Source organism: Pandoraea sp. SD6-2 (assembly GCF_000389825.1).
Classification (GTDB): domain Bacteria; phylum Pseudomonadota; class Gammaproteobacteria; order Burkholderiales; family Burkholderiaceae; genus Pandoraea; species Pandoraea communis.
Genome location: NZ_KB944454.1, coordinates 901,624 through 921,764, shown reverse-complemented (window position 1 = coordinate 921,764; position 20,141 = coordinate 901,624). Strand labels below are relative to the sequence as shown.

At 64.5% G+C, this 20,141-nt stretch carries 15 protein-coding genes and 1 pseudogene; 10 read left to right on the top strand and 6 right to left on the bottom strand.

The window, feature by feature from the left end:
* Positions 1-10 precede the first annotated feature (10 nt).
* Entirely contained in the window at positions 11-430 is a 420-nt protein-coding gene (locus C266_RS20575) for a type II toxin-antitoxin system VapC family toxin (protein ID WP_010805665.1), read from the top strand.
* 31 nt (positions 431-461) lie between these two features.
* Here C266_RS20575 and C266_RS20570 read toward each other — a convergent pair whose 3' ends face one another.
* Both C266_RS20570 and C266_RS20565 read right to left on the bottom strand, forming a co-directional pair.
* The gene (locus C266_RS20570) at positions 462-1,094 is read right to left on the bottom strand and encodes a response regulator transcription factor (protein ID WP_010805664.1); all 633 of its coding nucleotides are present in this window, start codon (positions 1,092-1,094) and stop codon (positions 462-464) included.
* Positions 1,091-2,476 (bottom strand): cache domain-containing protein, encoded by a 1,386-nt coding sequence (locus C266_RS20565; protein ID WP_036663508.1) that lies wholly within the window; start codon positions 2,474-2,476, stop codon positions 1,091-1,093. The genes C266_RS20570 and C266_RS20565 overlap by 4 nt, the downstream gene beginning before the upstream one ends.
* A 366-nt stretch (positions 2,477-2,842) precedes the next feature.
* On the opposite strand from C266_RS20565, the gene C266_RS20560 reads away from it, so the two are divergent.
* The gene (locus C266_RS20560) at positions 2,843-4,909 is read left to right on the top strand and encodes a carbon starvation CstA family protein (protein WP_010805662.1); all 2,067 of its coding nucleotides are present in this window, start codon (positions 2,843-2,845) and stop codon (positions 4,907-4,909) included.
* A 16-nt stretch (positions 4,910-4,925) separates the two neighbouring features.
* Positions 4,926-5,123: a YbdD/YjiX family protein gene (locus C266_RS20555; protein WP_010805661.1), complete on the top strand. Its 198-nt coding sequence runs from the start codon at positions 4,926-4,928 to the stop codon at positions 5,121-5,123.
* Positions 5,124-5,218: 95 nt separating this feature from the next.
* Here the strand turns inward: C266_RS20555 and hemN are convergent, their stop codons facing one another.
* Positions 5,219-6,766, bottom strand: a complete 1,548-nt coding sequence (gene hemN, locus C266_RS20550; protein ID WP_010805660.1) for an oxygen-independent coproporphyrinogen III oxidase — start codon at positions 6,764-6,766, stop codon at positions 5,219-5,221.
* A gap of 424 nt (positions 6,767-7,190) precedes the next feature.
* Between hemN and C266_RS20545 the strand changes: the two genes are divergently transcribed.
* Positions 7,191-8,159, top strand: a complete 969-nt coding sequence (locus C266_RS20545) for a LysR family transcriptional regulator (RefSeq protein ID WP_010805659.1) — start codon at positions 7,191-7,193, stop codon at positions 8,157-8,159.
* 100 nt (positions 8,160-8,259) lie between these two features.
* Here the strand turns inward: C266_RS20545 and C266_RS20540 are convergent, their stop codons facing one another.
* From C266_RS20540 to dprA, 3 genes are all read right to left on the bottom strand, one after another.
* Positions 8,260-10,968: a DNA topoisomerase III gene (locus C266_RS20540; RefSeq protein WP_010805658.1), complete on the bottom strand. Its 2,709-nt coding sequence runs from the start codon at positions 10,966-10,968 to the stop codon at positions 8,260-8,262.
* Positions 10,969-11,194: 226 nt separating this feature from the next.
* A complete protein-coding gene (locus C266_RS20535) occupies positions 11,195-11,584 on the bottom strand; it encodes a thioredoxin family protein (protein ID WP_036663933.1) in 390 nt (129 codons plus the stop codon).
* Positions 11,585-11,685: 101 nt separating this feature from the next.
* On the bottom strand, positions 11,686-13,125 hold the full coding sequence (gene dprA / locus C266_RS20530; protein ID WP_010805656.1) for a DNA-processing protein DprA: 1,440 nt from the start codon (positions 13,123-13,125) through the stop codon (positions 11,686-11,688).
* Positions 13,126-13,256: 131 nt separating this feature from the next.
* Between dprA and def the strand changes: the two genes are divergently transcribed.
* The 6 genes and pseudogenes from def to C266_RS20500 all read left to right on the top strand — a co-directional run.
* Positions 13,257-13,760: a peptide deformylase gene (gene def, locus C266_RS20525; protein ID WP_010805655.1), complete on the top strand. Its 504-nt coding sequence runs from the start codon at positions 13,257-13,259 to the stop codon at positions 13,758-13,760.
* Positions 13,761-13,904: 144 nt separating this feature from the next.
* The gene (locus C266_RS20520; protein WP_010805654.1) at positions 13,905-15,659 is read left to right on the top strand and encodes a glycosyltransferase family 39 protein; all 1,755 of its coding nucleotides are present in this window, start codon (positions 13,905-13,907) and stop codon (positions 15,657-15,659) included.
* A gap of 30 nt (positions 15,660-15,689) precedes the next feature.
* Positions 15,690-16,673 carry a methionyl-tRNA formyltransferase gene (fmt, locus tag C266_RS20515; protein ID WP_010805653.1) on the top strand — a complete coding sequence of 328 codons (984 nt, stop codon included), beginning with the start codon at positions 15,690-15,692 and terminating at the stop codon, positions 16,671-16,673.
* Positions 16,674-16,889: 216 nt separating this feature from the next.
* A complete protein-coding gene (gene htpX / locus C266_RS20510; protein WP_010805652.1) occupies positions 16,890-17,750 on the top strand; it encodes a zinc metalloprotease HtpX in 861 nt (286 codons plus the stop codon).
* A gap of 174 nt (positions 17,751-17,924) precedes the next feature.
* Complete coding sequence (gene rsmB / locus C266_RS20505) at positions 17,925-19,238, top strand: 16S rRNA (cytosine(967)-C(5))-methyltransferase RsmB (RefSeq protein WP_010805651.1); 1,314 nt, start codon at positions 17,925-17,927, stop codon at positions 19,236-19,238.
* Positions 19,235-19,822 (top strand): annotated as a pseudogene (locus C266_RS20500) (DUF4390 domain-containing protein); the annotation flags it as partial. The gene rsmB and the pseudogene C266_RS20500, both read left to right, overlap by 4 nt.
* Positions 19,823-20,141: the final 319 nt, after the last annotated feature.

Here is a 20,141-nt window from a genome sequence, read left to right as displayed (position 1 = left end):
GAGTACTGCAATGTATCTGTTCGATACGAACGTGATCAGTGAGTGCAGGAAGTTAGGGGGAGGTGACGTTGGTGTGCAACGATTTATTCGTCACACGACGCGAAACGCGATACCTCGCTACCTGTCGGTCATCACGCTTGGGGAGTTGCGACGTGGCGCGCTCTTGCTGCGTTACCGCAACGATCCGCGTCAGGCAACGCTTGTGGACAATTGGGTGAAGACCGTGCATCGCGATTTTCTGCAGCAGATTCTCCCCGTCGATCAGAGCGTCTGCAACATGTGGGCTCGCCTGCGGGTGCCGCATCAACAGCATCCCGTCGATAAGTTGATCGCGGCGACTGCGCTAGTTCACGAACTCATTGTAGTGACGCGTAACGTCAAGGATTTCTCCGGCACGGGCGTGGAGGTGTACAACCCGTTTCACCAGTAGATCGATGCCGGGCGATTGCCCCGCCGACACCTTACAGTCGATTCTCCACCGCGAATTTGATCAACTCCGCTTGCCCTTCGATGCCGAGCTTGCGCTTGATGTTGAGCCGATGGGTCTCCACCGTCCGGACCGACAAATCCATTTCCGTCGCAATCTGTTTGTTCGCCAGTCCGCGGGCGATACGCGTGAGGATTTCGCGTTCGCGGGGCGTGAGCGAGTCGATTGGCGCATGCGACGTCGAGGCCTGCACCACGCGCGCAGCAATGGCGGCGCTGTAGTACGCGTCGCCGCGGGCTACGCGTTCGATGGCGGTCACGATCTCGTGCGCAGGCGCGTCTTTGAGCACGTAGCCGCGTGCACCGGCACGAACCGCCTGACGCACGTATTCGGCATTGTCGTGCATCGAGAGTATCAACACGGCGATGTGCGGAAACTGCTCGCGGAACTGTGCCGTCAGTTCGATGCCGTTCGTGCCGCGCATGCTGATGTCCATCAGCGCGAGATCCGGCGACGATGTTTTCGCTCGCGTGAGCGCTTCCTGTGCATTGCCCGCTTCCCCCACGACCTGGAGATTGGGCGAGGCGTCGAAGCGCGCACGGAGTCCGTCGCGAACGAGCGGGTGATCGTCGATCAGCAGCAATCGGATAGGGTGAGCTTGCGTCATTTGCGTGTTGTTGCACGAAGCGCCGCTTTCACGGCGGCAGGCGTGAGAGGCACCCACACACTGATGGTGGTAAGGCCGGGCCACGATTGAATACCGAGTACGCCGCCGACGGCGTCCAGGCGCTCACGCATGTTGCGCAGGCCGATGCCGTGGCGGGGGTCGTGGTGCACGTCGGACACGTCGAAGCCGCGTCCGTCGTCGGCAATCGACAGATGAATGCCATCGGCTTTGAAGATCAGCAGAATCGAGACGCGCGACGCCTGCGCATGGCGCTCGATGTTGGTGAGCGCCTCCTGTGCGATGCGGTAGAGCATCGTCTTGATGTTGTCGTCCAGAACGGGAGCGTCGCCTTCGACATTCATTTCGACCGGAAGCCCCGCGTGCGAGCCGAATTCCCGTGCGAGCTGATCGATGGCGGCGGCCAGACCGAGATCGTCGAGCATGGCCGGGCGCAACGCTTGCGAGATGCGCCGCACTTCGCCGAGCGTGCCGTTCAGCCGTTCGATGGCAACGCCCAACGTGGTGCTGGCGGCGGCGGGTGAGCCCGGCAGGCGCATCGATGCCGACTCGAGCAGCAGCTTGACCGAGACCAGAAGCTGGCTGATGCCGTCGTGCAACTCGCGCGAGATACGGGATCGCTCGAGTTCCTGCGACGCCACGACCTGACGCGCCAGTTGGCGCAGCTTCGCGTCGGCGGTCTTGAGTTCGGTGATGTTCACGACGAGCCCGCACAGGCCGACGATCGCCAGACACGATGAGGCGATGAGCGTGATCCAGATCAGCGTGCGATCGATGTTCGACTGCGCGCGCTCGTCCGACTCACGCAGCGTGGCTTCGACATCGTCGAGATAAATGCCCGTGCCGATCATCCAGTTCCAGCGTGGCAGGGCAATGACGTAGCCGAGCTTCGGTGTCATTTGCTGGCGGGACGGTTTCTCCCACGGGTACTGCACGTAGCCGCCGCCCGCGCGTGCCGCTGCGATCAGGCGTTGGATGGTGGGTGCGCCCGACTCGTCCCTGAGCGACCAGAGGTTGTGGCCGACCAGCTCGGGTTGACGCGGATGCATCAGGCTGCGGCCTTCGAGATCGTAGACGAAGAAGTAGCCGTCCTTGCCGAATTCCATGCGGGCAAGGGTGGCGAGGGCCTGTTCGCGCGCGGCCGGGGTGTCGGGGCCGTTGTACAGCGGCTCGATGGCATTGCGCGCCAGACCCACGTAATGCAGCAGCTCGGCCCGCTTGTTGGCCAGCGACGTGGTTTGCACGGCTTCGTGCTGCGCGCGCGAAAGCTCGTTGCCTTGATGCCGTACGGCCAGCGCGATGGCGACCATGGCCAATGCGACCGGTAACAGTGCCAGGACGAAAAATTTCTGTCGGAGATTCATGCCATTCGAAAAGCCTGCAATGCCGTGTTCCACAGCATTTGGCTACGTAGTAGCACGTAGCGGACCTGCGTAGTTCCGCGCTTGTGGCGCAGTGGGCAAACGCCAATACTACACGCCGAATCGTGGCCGGGGCGGCCGAGTGTAACTCGCAAGCTTCTCGCAAGTGTTGCGCAACTTTGCATGTCCGCATGTGGTGTTTGCGCGCAACGTCGCCGGTTCTCGCTGTATGCAGACCCCCGAAAGAGGGGCGTTCGCAGCGAGCCGCGATTCGAGGCGTCTCGATGGCGCCACACCAAAAGGCGGGACAGTGCTGCAACGGCACGGTTCCGGGTTGCTGCCCGCAGGAGGCAGTTCCGAGGAGAGACAATGAATCGCATCTGGCAACAACTGCCCTGGGCAGCGGTGGCCGTCGTCGGCGCTTGCGCGCTTGGCACGGTAGCCCTATCGCGCGGCGAAACCGTTAGCGCACTCTGGATCGTGATCGCAGCCATCTGCGTTTATCTGATCGCTTATCGTTTCTACAGCAAGTTCATCGCCACGCGTGTGGCGCAACTCGACGGCACGCGCATGACGCCGGCCTGGCGTCACAACGACGGGCTGGACTACGTGCCGACCAATCGCTACGTGCTGTTCGGTCACCACTTCGCCGCCATCGCCGGCGCGGGACCGCTCGTGGGCCCTGTGCTCGCCGCGCAGATGGGTTATCTGCCGGGCATGTTGTGGATTCTCGCCGGGGTGGTGTTCGCCGGCGCGGTGCAGGACTTCATGGTGCTGTTCATCTCCACGCGTCGCGACGGCCGTTCTCTGGGCGATCTCGTGAAGTCCGAACTCGGCATGATCCCCGGTGTGATCGCATTGTTCGGTGCCTTCCTCATCATGATCATCATTCTCGCCGTGCTTGCGCTGATCGTGGTCAAGGCGCTCGCCGGCTCGCCGTGGGGCACGTTCACCGTCGGGCTGACGATTCCGATCGCGCTCTTCATGGGGATCTACACGCGTTTCATCCGCCCGGGCCGTATCGGCGAAGTGTCGATCATCGGCTTCGTGATGCTGATGGCCGCGATCTACTTCGGCCAAAGCGTGCACGACAGCGCCGCACTCGCGCCGCTGTTCACGTTCGACGGCAAGCAACTCACGTGGATGTTGATCGGCTACGGTTTCGTCGCGTCCGTGTTGCCGGTGTGGCTGCTGCTCGCCCCGCGCGATTATCTGTCCACCTTTCTGAAGATCGGCACGATTCTGGCCTTGGCGATCGGTATTCTGGTGGTCGCGCCTGAACTGAAGATGCCGGCGCTCACGCAATTCGTCGACGGCAGCGGTCCGGTCTGGTCGGGCAAGCTGTTCCCGTTCCTCTTCATCACGATTGCGTGCGGCGCCGTCTCCGGCTTCCATGCGCTGATTTCGTCGGGCACTACGCCCAAGCTGCTCGATAACGAAGTCAACGCGCGCTTCATCGGCTACGGCGGCATGTTGATGGAGTCGTTCGTGGCCATCATGGCGCTGGTCGCGGCCTCCGTGATCGACCCCGGCGTGTACTTCGCGATGAACAGCCCGGCCGCCGTGATCGGTACGACGCCGGAAGCCGTGGCGCAAGTCGTCTCGGGCTGGGGCTTTTCCATCACGCCCGACGTGCTGACTGCCACCGCCCACGCGGTCGGTGAGAACACGATCATCTCGCGTGCCGGTGGCGCACCGACGCTGGCCGTTGGCATGGCCCACATCCTGCATCAGGTGGCGGGCGGCGAAGCGATGATGGCGTTCTGGTACCACTTCGCGATCCTGTTCGAGGCGCTGTTCATTCTGACGGCAGTCGACGCAGGTACGCGCGCCGGGCGCTTCATGCTGCAGGATCTGCTCGGCACGTTCGTACCGTCGCTCAAGCGTACGGAGTCGTTGCCCGCGAACCTGATCGCCACGGCGCTTTGTGTCGCCGCGTGGGGCTACTTCCTGTATCAGGGGGTGGTCGATCCGCTCGGTGGCATCAATACGCTGTGGCCGCTGTTCGGCATCTCCAACCAGATGCTGGCCGCCATCGCGCTGATTCTCGCAACGTGTGTGCTCTTCAAGCTCAAGCGTGAACGCTTCGCCTGGGTGACGATCCTGCCGACGCTGTGGCTGCTCGCCTGCACGCTCACCGCCGGGTGGCAGAAGATGTTCGATCCGGATCCGAAGGTCGGCTTCCTCGCCCACGCCGGGAAGTATCAGGCGGCACTCGCAGACGGCAAGCTGCTCGCCCCGGCGAAGTCGGTCGCGCAGATGCAGCAGATCGTGTTCAACGATTATGTCGATGCAACGCTCGCAGGTGTCTTCATGTTCGTGGTGGTGGCCGTGGCGGTCTTCGGTCTGCGGACCATTATGGTGGCGCGCCAGGCCAACAAGCCGACGGCCCGGGAAACGCCGTTCGAGCCGATGCCGGCCGGCCGTCAGGTCTGACACCGGGAGAGGCGCCATGCTCGACGAAGTCGGTAAGGTTGGCCGGTATCTCGGACAGGCCATGCGTCTGATGGTCGGCCTGCCCGACTACGAGACGTACGTGGCGCACATGCGCGCCACGCATCCGGATCAGGAGGCCATGAGCTACGAAGCCTTCTTCCGCGAGCGTCAGGAAGCGCGCTACGGCGGCAAGAGCGGTGGACGATGCTGCTGACGCACCGATAGCATCGCAACGTCGACGTTCACGACGAAAACGCCCGGTGGGATCTCCACCGGGCGTTTCTTTTTGTGACGTGAACAGCGCTTCGGTTACATCACTTTTGCGCACCGCGTGTTTGCGGTGCTGCGGCGATAGCTGTCGAAGACCTGCGCCACGACACGTACGAGCAGACGCCCCGCTGGCAGGATGCGCAGCCCGTGGGCGCCGATGGCCACGAGACCGTCGGTGGCCAGATCGGCCAACTCGCCCAGCTCGCTCGCGAAGTAGGTGACGAAATCGATGTCGTAGGCCTGCTCGATGTCGGCGAAGTTCAGCGACATATTGCACATGAGACGCGAAATGACCTCACGCCGGATGCGGTCGTCTTCATCGAGGCGCACGCCGCGCGTGATGGCGAGTCCGCCCGAATCGACGGCGTCGTAATAGGTCTTAAGGGTCTTGGCGTTTTGCGCATAGCTATCGCCCACACGGCCGATGGCCGACATGCCGACGCCGATAAGATCGCAATCCGCCCGCGTGCTGTATCCCTGGAAGTTGCGATGCAGGGTGCCGGCCGCTTGCGCGCGCGCGAGTTCGTCGTCGGGGCGGGCGAAGTGATCCATGCCGATGTAGACGTAGCCCGCCGCCGTCAGGCGGGCGATGATCGTCTGTAACAGCGCCAGCTTTTGCGGGCCGTCCGGCAAGGTGTCGGGCAGGCAACGCTGCATCTTGAACTGCTGCGGCAGATGCGCGTAGCTGAACACCGACAGGCGTTCGGGCGCCATCTCGATCACGGCGTCGAGCGTGTTGGAAAACGACTCGGGTGTCTGGTGCGGCAAGCCGTAGATCAAGTCGAAGTTGACCGAGCGGAAGCCGCAGCTTCGCGCGGCATCAAGTGCGGCTTCGACCAGTGCGCGCGGCTGCACGCGATGGATGGCCTCCTGAACGCGGGGGTCGAAATCCTGTACGCCGATGGACAGGCGATTGAAGCCAAGCGCACGCAGGGCACGAATCGACGCCGGACCCGCACTGCGGGGGTCGATCTCGATGGAGTATTCGGCGCTGTCGTCGGTCGTCATCACGAATTGGCGGCCGATGGCGTCGATGAGCGAGGCGATCTGTTCCAACGCAAGGAAGGTGGGCGTACCACCGCCCCAATGCATTTGCGCGAGCGTGCGGCCCGCGCCGAGCAGCGACGCCTGACGCGCAATCTCCACGTGCAGCCGCTCGACGTAGGCTTCGGCATGGGCGCGATTGTTGGTGACGATTTTGGTGCACGCGCAATAGAAGCACACGGTATCGCAGAATGGAACGTGTACGTAAAGCGAGAGCGGCTTGCCGGTGCGTTTGGACTGGGCCGCCGCGCGCGCGTAGTCGCTGGCGCCGAAATCGTCATGGAATTGCAGCGCCGTCGGATACGACGTGTAGCGCGGCCCGTTGACGTCATACCGGCCGAGCAGCCGCGCATCGAAGTGAATCGGGGCGGGGGGAATGGCGAGGGCCGTTTGCGATGCCGCGCGTGTTGCGCACCGCGATTGTCCGTGTCCTTCGGCAGATGCGTGCGACGTGCAGCCGGGGCACCGCGAACCGGCGGCGCGTGGTTCGCCGGTGGCTGAGGCGTTGGTGCACTGCGCCGACAAAAGGGGGAAGGGGGTCATGACGAAGCCTGTAACGGTCGGTGATAGTCGACTGTAGCGTCGCGGCGAATGCCGCGCCCTGACCTGCGTCAAACCTCCCGCTGGCAGCCGGTAAGCTGCGCGCGAATGGCGTGATTCGCGGCGGCGCTGCGTCAAAACCGCCGTCAGACGCAGATTCGGGTATCACGATGTGCATGCAACGCAGCAGCCGTGCACCGAGATCGTTGCCATGTCAGGCAAATTTTGGCCGTCTACGGTAAGCTACGCGTTGTTGAAGTCCCCCCGCCGTGTCGACATCCCTGGCGGCACGCGCGCGGCGCGCCCCGGAACGGTTCGGGGTGGCGGTCCTGCCGGTGCCCGCGGGTATCCTCAGTGCCGGTGAATCACCGGTCCGCCCATGCTCGTTTTTGCCTGAACGACGCGGCACATCACGATTGGAAAGAACATGGACCGACTGCAATCGATGCGCGTTTTCGTCAAGGTAGCCGACAACGGGAGCTTTGCCCGTACGGCTGCCCAGATGGATCTGTCGGCGGCCGTGGTCACGCGGCACGTCGCCGAACTGGAATCGCATCTCGGCGTTCGTCTTCTCAACCGCACGACTCGCAGCCTGTCGCTGACCGGCGCGGGACAGGTGTATCTCGAACGCTGCCGGCAAATCATCGACGAAGTCGACGAAGCCGACGCCCTCATCTCCAGCGCATCGCGCGATCCGAAAGGCACCCTGAAGGTTGTCGCCCCGGTTTCGTTCGGTTTGCGCAATCTCGCCCCGCTCGTTAAGAAGTATCAGGAGATGCACCCGAAAGTGGTGGTCGATCTCACGCTGACCGATCGCGCGATCGATCTGGTGGAAGAAGGCTACGACTGCGGCATTCTGCTCACGCGCATGATCAATAGCGAAAGCCTGATCTCGCGTGTGCTTGCCGAGACGCGCGTGATGCTGTGCGCATCGCCCGCGTACATCGCTGAGCACGGCGAGCCCGTGACGCCCCAGGAGCTGGGCGAGCACGGCGTGCTGGGCCTGCCGAACGACTTCTGGAGCGACGATCGCGTGTTCGCCGGCCCGGATGGCGAAGTGCGTGTGCGCGTGCAGAACAAGTTCATCTGCAACAACACGGCACTGTTGCGCCAGTCGGTGCTGTTGGGGCACGGCATTGCGTTCTTGCCGTCGTATCTCGTGGGGAACGACGTGCGCGACGGCGATCTCGTCGCGCTGCTGCGCAACTTCTCGCAGACACCGGTCGATGTCTCGCTGGTCTATCCGAGCCGCAAGTATCTGTCGGCCAAGACGCGTGGCTTCATCGATCTGACGGTCGAATATTTCCGTCAGAACGAAGGTATCTCGGCCGCCGAGCGCTGGGTGCCGCCCAAGCTATCGTCTCCGGCTGCGCCGACTACCGAAATTCCGGTGTGACGTCCTTCGTACCACCAGATGACAAAACGGCCACTCCCGTGAGGAAGTGGCCGTTTTTCATTGCCCCGTGGAGAACGGCGCAACGCGGTGCTTGACCCGCTTAGAACGGTGCGTCGTCGTCGTCGAAAGTGGCTGCGTCGTCCGACGCCCCCGACGCCGGCTTCGTGGCCGGTTTGGCCTTTGCCGTCGTCTTCCGGGCGGCTGCCTTCTTCGCAGGCGCCTTGGCCGGTGCCTTGGCGGCAGCCGTCTTCGCTGCCGTCTTGCGCGCCGGTGCGGCCTTCTCGTCGCCCTCGGCGTCGCCTGCCTTCGCAGCGGTCTTCTTCGGGGCCTTCGCCTCGAATTCGAAGCCGATGGTGCCGTCCTTCTGCTTGGCCAGATAGGCCTTGAACGTGCGGCCCGTGCGCGACGACTTGAAGTTCGTCAGCAGATCCGTCTTGCCTTCGGTCAGCAACTTGTGAATCTGCTCGCGTGTGATCTCCTGCTGGAGGATCACCTTGCCCGATGTGAAATCGCAGGTCTTCGGGTTCGCGACCGCGTTCTCGCAGACATAACGCATGCCATGCTCGAATACGCGTCCGCCGCACTTCGGACACTTGCCGACCGGCTCATGCCCCGTGAAGTCCGGGGCTTCGCCGTCTTCGTCGCCATTGTCCTGACCGAAGTCGAACTCGAGCTTGTAGCCCATCTCGTCATCGGGCGAGAGCTTGAGAATGGCCGAGAACGGACGTCCCATCTTGCTGCGAAAACCCGACAGCGGTCCGATCGTCTTGTTCTTGAGCAGTTCTTCGACTTCCGGGATCTCGAACTGCCGTCCGCCCGGGATCTTCGAGATCGAGAAGCTGCAGTTCGTGCACGCGAAACGGCGGTAGTTCTCTTTGACCACCCCGCCGCAATGCGGGCACGGTGTGGTGAGCGTTGCGTAGTCGCCGGGGATCGTGTCCGAGTCGTATTCCTTCGCACGCTTGACGATGGTCTGCGTCATTTGTGCGATCTCGTGCATGAACTCATCGCGCTTGAGGCCGCCGCGCTCGATCTGCGAGAGCTTGGCTTCCCACTCGCCCGTGAGTTCGGGCAGCGTGAGTTCGTCCACGCCGAGGCCGCGCAGCAGCGTCATCAACTGAAACGCCTTGGCCGTCGGGTGCAACTCGCGGCCTTCGCGCACGAGGTACTTTTCAGTCAGCAAGCCTTCGATGATGGCCGCGCGTGTGGCAGGTGTACCCAGCCCCTTGCCCGCCATCGCCTCACGCAACTCACCATCTTCGACCAGCTTGCCGGCGCCTTCCATGGCGGAGAGCAGTGTCGCTTCGCTGTAGCGCGCCGGAGGCTTGGTCTGCAGGCCGACGGCTTCGACCTTGTCTACGCCGACCTTCTCGTCCTTGGCGACCGGCACGAGGTTCGGCTGCTCTTCCTTGCCGTCCTTGCTGTCTTTCCCGTCGCCCGCGCCTTCCTTGCCGTAGATGGCGAGCCAGCCGGCGTTGACCAGCACCTTGCCTTCGGTCTTGAAGTGATGACCGACCACCTCGGTGATGCGGGTCGTCACCAGAGACTCGGCCGCCGGGAAGAACACCGCCAGGAAGCGCTTGACCACGAGGTCGTACAGCTTCTGCTCCGGTTCGGAGAGGTTCTTCGGCGCCTGCAGCGTCGGGATGATGGCAAAGTGATCGCTGATCTTGCTGTTGTCGAAGATCCGCTTGTTCGGCTTGACCCAGTCCTTGCTCAGCACCTGGCTGGCGAACTGGTGATAGTTGTTGCTCTCCTTGAGCACGGCCATCGTCTCTTTGACGGTGTCCAGATAGTCTTCCGGCAGGGCACGTGCGTCGGTACGCGGGTACGTCAGCACCTTGTGCTTTTCGTACAGCGCCTGCGCCAGACCCAGCGTGTTCTTCGCGGAGAAACCGAAGCGGCTGTTGGCTTCGCGTTGCAAGCTCGTCAGATCGAACAGCAGCGGTGAGAGTTGTGACGTCGGTTTCGATTCTTCCGTGACCGTGCCGTGCTTGCCACGTACTGCGGCCACGACCGATTCGGCCGCTGCCACGCTCCAGAGGCGCGAGTCGCGCTGTTCCGGATCGAATTCGTTGCGCTTGAAGTTCGGGTCGAACCAGCGGCCTTCGTAGAAGCCTGCGGCGGCGACGAACTCGGCCTTCACTTCCCAGTAGTCGCGCGATACGAACTTGCGAATCTTCTCTTCGCGCTCCACCACGATCGACAGCGTCGGCGTTTGCACGCGACCGACAGTCGTGAGGAAGAAGCCGCCGCCCTTGCTGTTGAAGGCGGTCATGGCGCGCGTGCCGTTGATGCCCACCAGCCAGTCGGCCTCGGCACGGCTGCGCGCGGCGTCGGCCAGCGGCAACATGTCGTCGTCGGTACGCAGGCGCTTGAAGCCGTCGCGAATCGACTGCGGCGTCATCGATTGCAGCCACAAACGCTGGACCGGCTGCTTTGCCTTCGCGTGCTGCGCAATCAGGCGGAAAATCAGTTCCCCTTCGCGCCCCGCGTCACAGGCATTGATCAGGACGTCGATGTCCTTGCGCTTGATGAGACGGGTGAGCACCTTCAGACGCGATTCGCTCTTGGCAATCGGCTTGAGGTCGAAGTGGGGAGGAATCACGGGCAGGTTGGCGAAGCTCCACTTGCCGCGTTTGACTTCATAGTCTTCCGGCGCGCCGATTTCGACGAGGTGGCCAACCGCCGACGAGACGACGTAATCGTCGTTCTCGAAGTACTCGTCATGCTTGGTAAAGCCGCCCAACGCCCGCGCGATGTCATTCGCGACGGACGGTTTCTCGGCAATGATCAGAGCTTTTGACATGACGTTAGGTAATGTTGAGGGGGTGTCGCCAAGCGACATTCGTTGGCTTTATAACATATAGCCAATCCGGCGTTGCCGCCGGATCGGGCACAAGGGGTGCCTGAAAGCGGCACATCATAAGCGCGTCGCAGGCCGGCGGCAAGCGCGGGGCCGGTGGGGCGACGTCAGGCAAGCGGCGTAGCACCCCGCTGTGCCCGGCGTTCCCGTCGTGGGAGGCCGGCAGGGATTATCCGGCAAGGAGATGCTCGCGCAGCGCGGGGGCGATAACGGTGGCGCCGCCCAGCACGCGGGCGTCGAGCATGCGTTCGAGAATGCCGATGGCAGGCAGCACAGGACCGAAGAAACGCGCCTGTCCGGCCGGTTGCCGCGCGTCCTGAACCAGCAAGGTCGGGAAGTTCTCGATGTCGTGATCGTCGAGCCAGTCGGCGTGCGTCTCGATGTCGACCCAGACGAAACACAACTCCGGATGGCTGGCCGCCAATTGTTCGAACGTCTGCGCGTATTCGCGGCAGGTGCCGCACCACGCTGCGCACAGGCAGGCCACGAGACGCGTGTTGCCATCGGCCAGTGCGGCGGCCAGCGCAGAACGGTCGGCGACGGGATCGAAAACGGGCATGGTGTCGGTGATGTCGGTATCTCGGTATTTGGGAAGCGCGATCGTCAGCAATGCCCCGGTCTTGCACGATTCGGTCTCGACCTCGGCCGGCAGCGCATTCGCTAGCGTGCGCCCTGGGCTGTCAGCCGGACAAACCGGCCGCCGGGCAGGCGAGCGATCCGGCCATCGAGTTCGAGCACGCTCAGGTGAGCGAGCACTGCGCCGGCGCCCATGCCGGTGCGCTCGCAGAGCGTGTCCGCGCTGACGGGATCATAACCCAGTGCCTCCACGACCGCCGTCACGTCCGGTGGCATGCTTGCAGACGCGGTCACGGTGGGATGGACAGTGGGCAGGCCGTGAGCGTTCCCGTCACTGTCAACGTCGACCGGGCCGGCCGCTTGCGGCCCTCGCGGCGCGTGCTGTTGTCCGGGAGGGCGCGCACGCCCCTCGCCAGACCGCCTTGTGTCGGCCTTCGCGGCAAGCGGCACGATACCCAGCGCCTCGAAGACGTCTTCGGGGGAGGTCACGAGTGTCGCGCCATCCCGGATCAACGTGTGACAGCCCTGGCTTTGCGGCGCGTGGATCGAGCCTGGAATGGCGAGCACGTCCCGGCCCAGTTCGCCCGCCAGACGTGCCGTGATGAGCGAGCCCGAGTGCGTTGCGGCTTCCACGACGACCGTGCACCGCGCCAGCGCCGCGATCAACCGGTTGCGGCGCGGGAAATGATCCGGCCGGGGCGGTGTGCCGATCGGGAATGCGGAAAGCAACAGCCCGCGCTCCGCGATGCGCCCGGCGAGTGCGCGATGGCGCGCCGGGTAGACGATGTCGGCACCCGTCCCGACGACCGCGCAGGTGCGCCCCGCCGTCTCCAGCGCACCCTCGTGCGCGGCGGCGTCGATGCCGGCCGCCAGTCCGGACACGACGGTAACGCCTGCCTGACCCAGCACGCGTGCGAAATGCCGTGCGTTGTCGCGACCTTGCGGCGTGGCGCGGCGGCTGCCGACGAGGGCTGCCGCCATGTTGCCCGCCCGGTTCGGCAGACCGATGTCGCCGCGGCAGTAAAGGATGGGAGGGGCGTCGCCGAGCGTCAGAAGCGCGCGTGGATAGGCCGGCTCCGACAACGTCACAACCGCGCACCCCGGCCGGCTGGCCCAGTCGATGGTGTGGGCGATTTGTGTGGCCAAATCGGCGCAAACCGGTGCCAGCAACCGGGCTACGACGTCATTGGGCACGACGTGGGCGAGGTCGCGGCGCGGCGCGCGAAAGACCGCCTCGGGCGGCCCGAAGGCCGCCAACAGACGCCGTACTGCCGCAGGCGGCACGCCGGGCGTGTGACACAGCCGCAGCCAGTCCTTGATTTCCGAGCCGTCGGCCCCGATCTGATCGCTATTGGGCGTGAGGGGGGGACTTTCGTCAGCGGTGCCGTCGGCAGCGACGCCCGCGATGGCGCCGGAACAAGCGTCAGAAAGGGCATCAGAAAGGGCGCCGGAGCGGGCGTTTCGGGCCGGCAGCGTATCGCCGGCCGCCAGCGCCGACAGGGGCGCTATGCTAAAATTTTTCATTATCCGGTAAGCATTGACCGGGGGGCCAAGGGTGGCATCCGCAGCGGCGCGAGCCTCGCGACGCCGTCACCACCGCAAGATTGTGCGTTCGCGGCCACCCCAAGGCAATGCGGCGAATTCCCGTTTTCATCATGGCATTACTGACAATTCTTCAATATCCCGATCCGCGTCTGCATAAGGTGGCCAAGCCGGTCGCCCAGGTCGACGACCGGATCCAGCAACTCGTCAACGACATGGCCGAGACCATGTACGAGGCCCCCGGCATCGGCCTTGCGGCAACGCAGGTCGACGTGCACGAGCAGGTCATCGTGATGGATCTCTCGGAAACGCGCGACGAACTTCGCGTGTTCATTAATCCCGAGATCCTCTGGCGCAGTGACGAACAGAAGGTCTACGAGGAGGGCTGCCTCTCGGTGCCCGGCATCTATGACGAAGTCGAGCGTGCCGATCGCGTGCGCGTGCGTGCCCTGAACGAGAAGGGCGAGAAGTTCGAACTCGACGCCGACGGGCTGCTCGCCGTGTGCATTCAGCACGAGATGGATCACCTCAAGGGACGCGTTTTCGTCGAGTACCTCTCGCCGCTCAAGCGCAATCGCATCAAGCAAAAGATGAAGAAGCAGGTCGAGCGCGCCTGACCTCGTCAGGCTCGCCTGCCGTGGGCTAGCCCGGTAAAGTCCTCTATACTTGCAGCGCTCGCGCGCCCATGGGCTCGCCTTCCGCCGCTGCGACGGGGCGTCTCGAACGTCTGCCGTCGGGCCAACTCCCGACCGTTTGCCGAGATGTCCATCGCCATTACTTCGTCGTCATCCCGCACCCGCACGATCTACTGGTTGAGCGCCGTACTCCTGTTCGCCTTCGTACTGGCGGGACTGTTCGATCGCGACCCCTGGAAGGCCGACGAGCCATATTCCGTCGGCATGGTCCTGAATTTCTTTCGCGGCCACGATCTGATTGTGCCTCACGTGGCTGCCGATCCCTTCGTGGAGAAGCCGCCCGTCATGTATTGGACGGGAGCGCTCTTCGCGCGATTGACGTCCGGCGTGCTGCCGGTCTTCGATGGCGCACAACTCGCGGTATTGGCCTGGCTTGTGATGGCGGTGCTTTGTGTCGGCCGTCTGGCGCGGCGCCTCTGCGACCCGGCCCACCCGCAGAGCACGGATAGGTTCAATTGGCTCGCACCCATGCTGATGGTGGGTAGCTTCGGGACCATTGAGAACATTCACAAACTTACCGCAGACGTGCCGCAACTGGCGGGCGCGGCGCTCGCTCTTGCGGCGCTGGCCCGCCTGGCCAAGACGGAGAATTCGCCCCGCCTGTGGGGGCTGCTGTTCGGCACGGGCACCGGGATCGCATTTCTGAGCAAAGGCTTGCTCGTGCCCGGCGTGTTGGGCCTGACCGCACTGGCGGTGCTCGTCGTGCCAGCCTATCGCACGCGTCGTTACGCCGCTGCGCTGGCATGGGCAGTGCTGGCGGCGCTGCCTTGGGTCGTCATTTGGCCGATGCTGTTCTGGCGCGCCTCCGAGCCGCTCTTCATCGAATGGTTCTGGGACAACAACTTCGGCCGTTTCTTCGGCTTCGTCCATCTCGGCGGTGAGCGCAAGTCGTATTGGAGCGACCTCAGGAGCCTGATCGGGCTGACGTTCCCCGCTGGCTGGCTGGCGGTCGGTGCATTGATTGCGCAACTGCGGCAGGGGGGCGGGGTGCGGGGCTTTCTGAGCGAGCGTCCGGAGCACGTCATGCTCTGGCTGTACTCGGGATTGTTCGTGCTGACGCTCGTGGTTTCGTCGGCCATTCGCGATATCTATATGTTGCCGCTCTTCCCCGCCATCGCCGTGCTCGGTGCGGGTGCGCGCCTGCCAGCGTGGCTCGAGAAGACGTGGTCGGGCGTGGCGCTCGTGCTCATGAGTGTGCTGGGCCTGTTTCTGTGGGTGCGCTGGGGGCTGCAACTGACCGGCAACGGACACGTCGCGGCCGGGCCGATCGGTAAGTGGCTGCCGCTCGACTACGTGTTGCCGTTCTCGCCGGGCCTGTTGCTGGCGGCGCTTGGCATCGCGGGGCTCTGGGTGACGGCTATTGTGCATCGTCGTCAGTTGGGCGCCCTCGTCTTCGGTTTCGCCGGGCTGATGTTCGTCTGGGGCACTCTCTCGACGCTGCTGCTGCCATGGGTCAACGAGGCTCGCAGTTACCGCACGCCGTTCGCTGCGCTGCGCGAATCGCTCGATCGCATGGCACTCGCCGGCTCCCCGGCGGCAAATGCTTGCATCGGGTCGTTCAACGTCGGCGAGTCGGAGCGCGCAATGCTCGACTATTTCATCGACGTACGTCCGGTGCAGCTCCCGGATCTGACGCAGGCGTCGCGCTGCGGCGTGCTGTTGCTGCTCGACAAGGCCGCCGCGCGCATTCCTGCGCCCCCCGGATGGCGCGAGATCTGGCAGGGCGGCCGAGCAGGCGATACCAACGAGCGTTTCCGCGCTTTCGTCGCGCCGGGCGCTTCCACCGGTGCGGCCACTGCGGCCACCCATGCCGTCAAATAAGTTACCGCGTTCAGCAAGAGGAAGTTCGTCATGACGCTTCGCATCGTTTTCGCCGGTACGCCGGAATTTGCACAAACCGCGCTTGCCGCCATCGATGCCGCCGGTTTTCCCGTCGAGTTGGTACTCACTCAACCGGATCGCCCGGCCGGACGTGGGATGAAGCTGCAAGCCAGTCCGGTCAAACGCTACGCGCTGGCACACGGCATGCCGGTATCGCAGCCGCCGTCGCTGCGTCGTAACGGCAAGTACCCCGAGGAAGCGACGGCCGCCATCGAACAACTGCGCGCGCTGGCGCCGGACGTCATGGTCGTGGCCGCCTACGGCTTGATCTTGCCCCAGGAAGTGCTCGATCTGCCGCGTTACGGATGCCTGAATATTCACGGCTCGCTGTTGCCGCGTTGGCGTGGCGCCGCGCCGATTCACCGAGCCATCGAGTCGGGCGACCCCGAGACCGGTATCACCATCATGCAGATGGACGCGGGGCTCGATACGGGCGCCATGATTCTGCGTGAGGCCGAGCCCATCGGCCCCGAAGACACGACGGCGGTGCTGCACGACCGCATGGCGGCGCTGGGCGGCAAGCTGATCGTCGACGCGCTGCGCCAACTCGCGCGTGACGGACATCTGCCGAGCGTCGCTCAGCCCGAGGCGGGGGTGACCTATGCGGAGAAGATCGCGAAACAGGAGGCCGTGCTCGACTGGCACAAGCCGGCCGAGGTGCTGGCGCGTCAGGTGCGGGCGTTCGACCCGTTCCCCGGCGCGCTCGGCACGGTGCACGACACGCCCATAAAGCTGTGGCGCGCGAGCGCTGTACCGGGTACGGCGGGCGCCACACCCGGTACCGTTCTCGAAGTGAGCGCTGACGCTATCGTCGTCGCTTGCGGACAAGGCGCATTGCGCGTGACCGAATGTCAGAAGCCGGGCGGCAAGCGCCTCCCGGTTCGTGAATTCCTCGCGGGGTTTGCGCTGACGCCGGGCGACCGGTTCGTGACGGTCGACCCGGCGGCGGCGTGATGACTCGCCGGTTTGTGCGTTCCTGCCATCAAAACAGCACGGAAGAGTCGCAAAACATCGGTGAATTGGCAGGAAATTCAGGCAAACATCCGAAAAGTATCTAAGCTGAAGCCGCCGCCGTTGAATTTTTGACGCCTGGCACCATCTAACGCCCGAGGACACGTAAAGTACGTGGCTCCCCAGGTCATCAAGATTTGCAGAGGAGAAGAGAACACCATGTTCAATTGGATGAAGACCACCCTGCTCATGGCGGCCATCACCGCGTTGTTCATGGTGGTGGGCGGCATGATCGGCGGCAAGCAGGGCATGATGCTCGCGCTGGCGTTCGCGCTCGCGATGAATTTCTTTTCGTACTGGTTCTCGGACAAGATGGTGCTGCGCATGTACAACGCGCAGCAAGTCGACGAGACGAGCGCACCGCAGTTCTACAACATGGTGCGTGAGCTGTCGCAGCGTGCCGGCCTGCCGATGCCGAAGGTCTACCTGATCAACGAAGACGCCCCCAACGCGTTCGCGACCGGGCGCAATCCGGAGCATGCCGCAGTGGCCGCCACAACGGGCATTCTGCGCGTGCTCTCCGATCGCGAACTGCGTGGCGTGATGGCGCATGAGCTGGCGCACGTGAAGCATCGCGACATTCTCATCTCGACCATCTCCGCCACGATGGCCGGTGCCATTTCGGCGCTTGCCAACTTCGCCATGTTCTTCGGCGGACGCGACGAGAACGGCCGCCCCGCCAATCCGATCGCCAGCATTGCCGTGGCGATTCTCGCGCCGCTGGCCGCATCGCTGATTCAGATGGCGATTTCGCGCGCCCGTGAATTCGAGGCAGACAGGGGCGGTGCGGAAATCTCCGGCGATCCGCAGGCGCTTGCGGTGGCGCTCGACAAGATCCACCGCTACGCACAGGGCATTCCGTTCGAGACGGCCGAGCAACACCCGGCCACGGCGCAGATGATGATTATGAACCCGCTCTCCGGCGGCACGATCGCCAATCTGTTCTCGACGCACCCGGCGACCGAAGAGCGCATTGCCCGTCTGATGGAGATGGCGCGCACCGGGCAGTATCCGGCCTGATCGCGTGAGCAATGCGCTGGAAGTGAGGGCTGACATCGCCGGCGACAACCTGGCCCGCTGGCGCGCCTGTTGCCCTCGGGCAAGGTTCGCCAGTCTGCTATCCTGTCGCCCGACAGCCGTCCGATAGCCTCCCATGCCCGCCGTCGCGCGGGCATGTTCGTTTGTAGAACGCCCATGCCGCAACCGAGTCTGCCCACCGAATCTCTGGCCTTTGCGCTGCAACGCGCTGCGCAGGCCCTCGAATCCGTCCAGAAGGGCACCGCGTTGCCGCAAGCGCTGGCGCAAGCCACCGCGCAGTGCGCGCCGACCGTGCGCGCCGCCGCACAGGATCTTGCTTACCGCGCCGTGCGCCGTCTGGGCAGCAGCCGTGCGTTGCTCGCCTTGCTGGTCAAGTCCGCGCTGCAAGCCCGCGTGCGCGACATCCTGTTGTGCGCCCTCGCGCTGCTGCAGGACGCCGCCGAGGACGCTGCGTACACCGAATTTACCGTCGTCGATCAGGCCGTCGAGGCGATTGCCGCGCAGCGCCGTACCGTCGCCGCGAAGGGGCTGGCCAATGCCGTGCTGCGCCGCTATCTGCGCGAGCGCGACACCCTGCTGGCCGAGATTGCCAAGCAACCCGAAGCGCGCTGGAACTACCCCGCGTGGTGGATCGACACTGTGCGCCGGGCCTATCCGGATCAATGGGAGACGCTGCTTGCCGCAGGGGACAGCCGCGGCCCGATGACCCTGCGCGTCAACACGCGACGCGTCAGCGTGGCCGCCATGCAAGCGCGCTTGACGCAGGAGGGCATGGTGTCCGAAGTGATCGGCCCGGTGGCGTTGCGTTTGGCGCAGGCGGTGCCGGTGGACCGTCTGCCGGGGTTTGCCGACGGATGGGTGTCGGTGCAGGATGCCGGCGCACAACTGGCCGCGCCGCTCGTGCTTGGCGAGAACCCGCGCGCAGGGCTGCGCGTGCTGGACGCCTGTGCGGCCCCCGGCGGCAAGACCTGCCATCTGCTGGAGATGGCCGACGTGCAGGTCACGGCGCTGGAGTCGGATCGCACCCGGGTGCCGCGCATCTACGAGAACCTCGAGCGTCTGGGGTTGAGCGCAGACGTGCGCATCGGCGACGCCGGCACCCCGTCGAAGTGGTCCGGCGGCGGCTGGGACGGCGTGCCGTTCGACCGCATCCTGGCAGACGTGCCGTGTTCGGCGGCCGGCATCGTGCGGCGTCACCCCGACATTCGCTGGCTGCGCCGCGAGGCCGACATCGCGGCCCTGGTGAAAGAGCAGCAGCGCATTCTGCTCGCGCTCTGGGACACCCTGGCCGTGGGCGGTGAACTGATTTATGCGACGTGCTCCGTCTTCCCGGCGGAAAACGAATCGCAAGCGCAATGGTTTGAACGTGTCCGCACAGATGCGGTACGATTGGGCGCTCCCGGGCAATTGCTAATGACCCCTGGCGGCGCCCATGACGGCTTCTACTACGCTCGCTTCCAGAAACGGTGACTTTTTCCCAACGGCTCCTGGCCAGTTTGCTGCCGCTGTTGCTGTGCGTTTTTGCGCTCGGCTTCGCAGCGCCCGCACGCGCCGAAAACGAAATTCAGGTGCGCGAAGCTCGACTCGAGCCTTCCGAAGGCGGCTGGTCGCTCGACGCGCGCTTCGCGTTCGAACTCAACAGCAGCCTTGAAGACGCGGTCAATCGCGGCGTCTCGCTTTACTTCACGACCGACTTCGAACTCACGCGCTCGCGCTGGTACTGGTTCGACGAGAAAGTCGTGACCACTTCGCAGAGCGTGCGGCTTTGGTTCCAGCCGCTCACACGTCAATACCGTGTCTCGAGCAACAACGGCAACAGCAACAGCGGCGGGTTGCAGCTCGGCTTCACCTCGTTGCGCGATGCGCTTGCGCTTGTGCGCAACGTGAGCGGCTGGCGCGTCATTGAAAAAGGCGTCGCCAAGGCAGGCACCCAATACCAGGCGTCGGTGCGCATGCGTCTCGACAACGCCCTCATGCCCAAGCCGTTCCAGATCGATGCCGTGAACAACCGCGACTGGAATCTCAGTTCGGACTGGGCGCGCTTCATGTTCTCGCCGAGTGCGCCGCCGGCAGCGGCCAGCCTGCCGGCGTCACCTGTCGTCGCAACGTCGAGCGTCTTACCGAAGGCGTCGTCCGGCGCCGCTGCCCCGGTGAGCGTGCCCGCTGTCGCGCCGCCGGCAAGCGCGTCTGCGAGCGCCGGCATGGCGGGGCAGGCCGGCGCGGCAACGGCAGCGTTCGGCACCACGGATGCCTCGCCCCGTCTGACGGGCAATCTGCCGCTCGCCTTCAGTGCGGCATTGCCGCCCGGAGCTGCCCGTGTCAAATAACGGCGGCGGACTGCTCAAGCACATCATCATTCGCACGCTGCTCGTC

What these genes read in the sequence shown, in the direction of transcription:
- C266_RS20575 (WP_010805665.1), top strand. Translation starts at nt 11, where the DNA reads ATGTATCTGTTCGATACGAACGTGATCAGTGAGTGCAGGAAGTTAGGG.
- C266_RS20570 (WP_010805664.1), bottom strand. Translation starts at nt 1,094, where the DNA reads ATGACGCAAGCTCACCCTATCCGATTGCTGCTGATCGACGATCACCCG.
- C266_RS20565 (WP_036663508.1), bottom strand. Translation starts at nt 2,476, where the DNA reads ATGAATCTCCGACAGAAATTTTTCGTCCTGGCACTGTTACCGGTCGCA.
- C266_RS20560 (WP_010805662.1), top strand. Translation starts at nt 2,843, where the DNA reads ATGAATCGCATCTGGCAACAACTGCCCTGGGCAGCGGTGGCCGTCGTC.
- C266_RS20555 (WP_010805661.1), top strand. Translation starts at nt 4,926, where the DNA reads ATGCTCGACGAAGTCGGTAAGGTTGGCCGGTATCTCGGACAGGCCATG.
- hemN (WP_010805660.1), bottom strand. Translation starts at nt 6,766, where the DNA reads ATGACCCCCTTCCCCCTTTTGTCGGCGCAGTGCACCAACGCCTCAGCC.
- C266_RS20545 (WP_010805659.1), top strand. Translation starts at nt 7,191, where the DNA reads ATGGACCGACTGCAATCGATGCGCGTTTTCGTCAAGGTAGCCGACAAC.
- C266_RS20540 (WP_010805658.1), bottom strand. Translation starts at nt 10,968, where the DNA reads ATGTCAAAAGCTCTGATCATTGCCGAGAAACCGTCCGTCGCGAATGAC.
- C266_RS20535 (WP_036663933.1), bottom strand. Translation starts at nt 11,584, where the DNA reads ATGCCCGTTTTCGATCCCGTCGCCGACCGTTCTGCGCTGGCCGCCGCA.
- dprA (WP_010805656.1), bottom strand. Translation starts at nt 13,125, where the DNA reads ATGAAAAATTTTAGCATAGCGCCCCTGTCGGCGCTGGCGGCCGGCGAT.
- def (WP_010805655.1), top strand. Translation starts at nt 13,257, where the DNA reads ATGGCATTACTGACAATTCTTCAATATCCCGATCCGCGTCTGCATAAG.
- C266_RS20520 (WP_010805654.1), top strand. Translation starts at nt 13,905, where the DNA reads ATGTCCATCGCCATTACTTCGTCGTCATCCCGCACCCGCACGATCTAC.
- fmt (WP_010805653.1), top strand. Translation starts at nt 15,690, where the DNA reads ATGACGCTTCGCATCGTTTTCGCCGGTACGCCGGAATTTGCACAAACC.
- htpX (WP_010805652.1), top strand. Translation starts at nt 16,890, where the DNA reads ATGTTCAATTGGATGAAGACCACCCTGCTCATGGCGGCCATCACCGCG.
- rsmB (WP_010805651.1), top strand. Translation starts at nt 17,925, where the DNA reads ATGCCGCAACCGAGTCTGCCCACCGAATCTCTGGCCTTTGCGCTGCAA.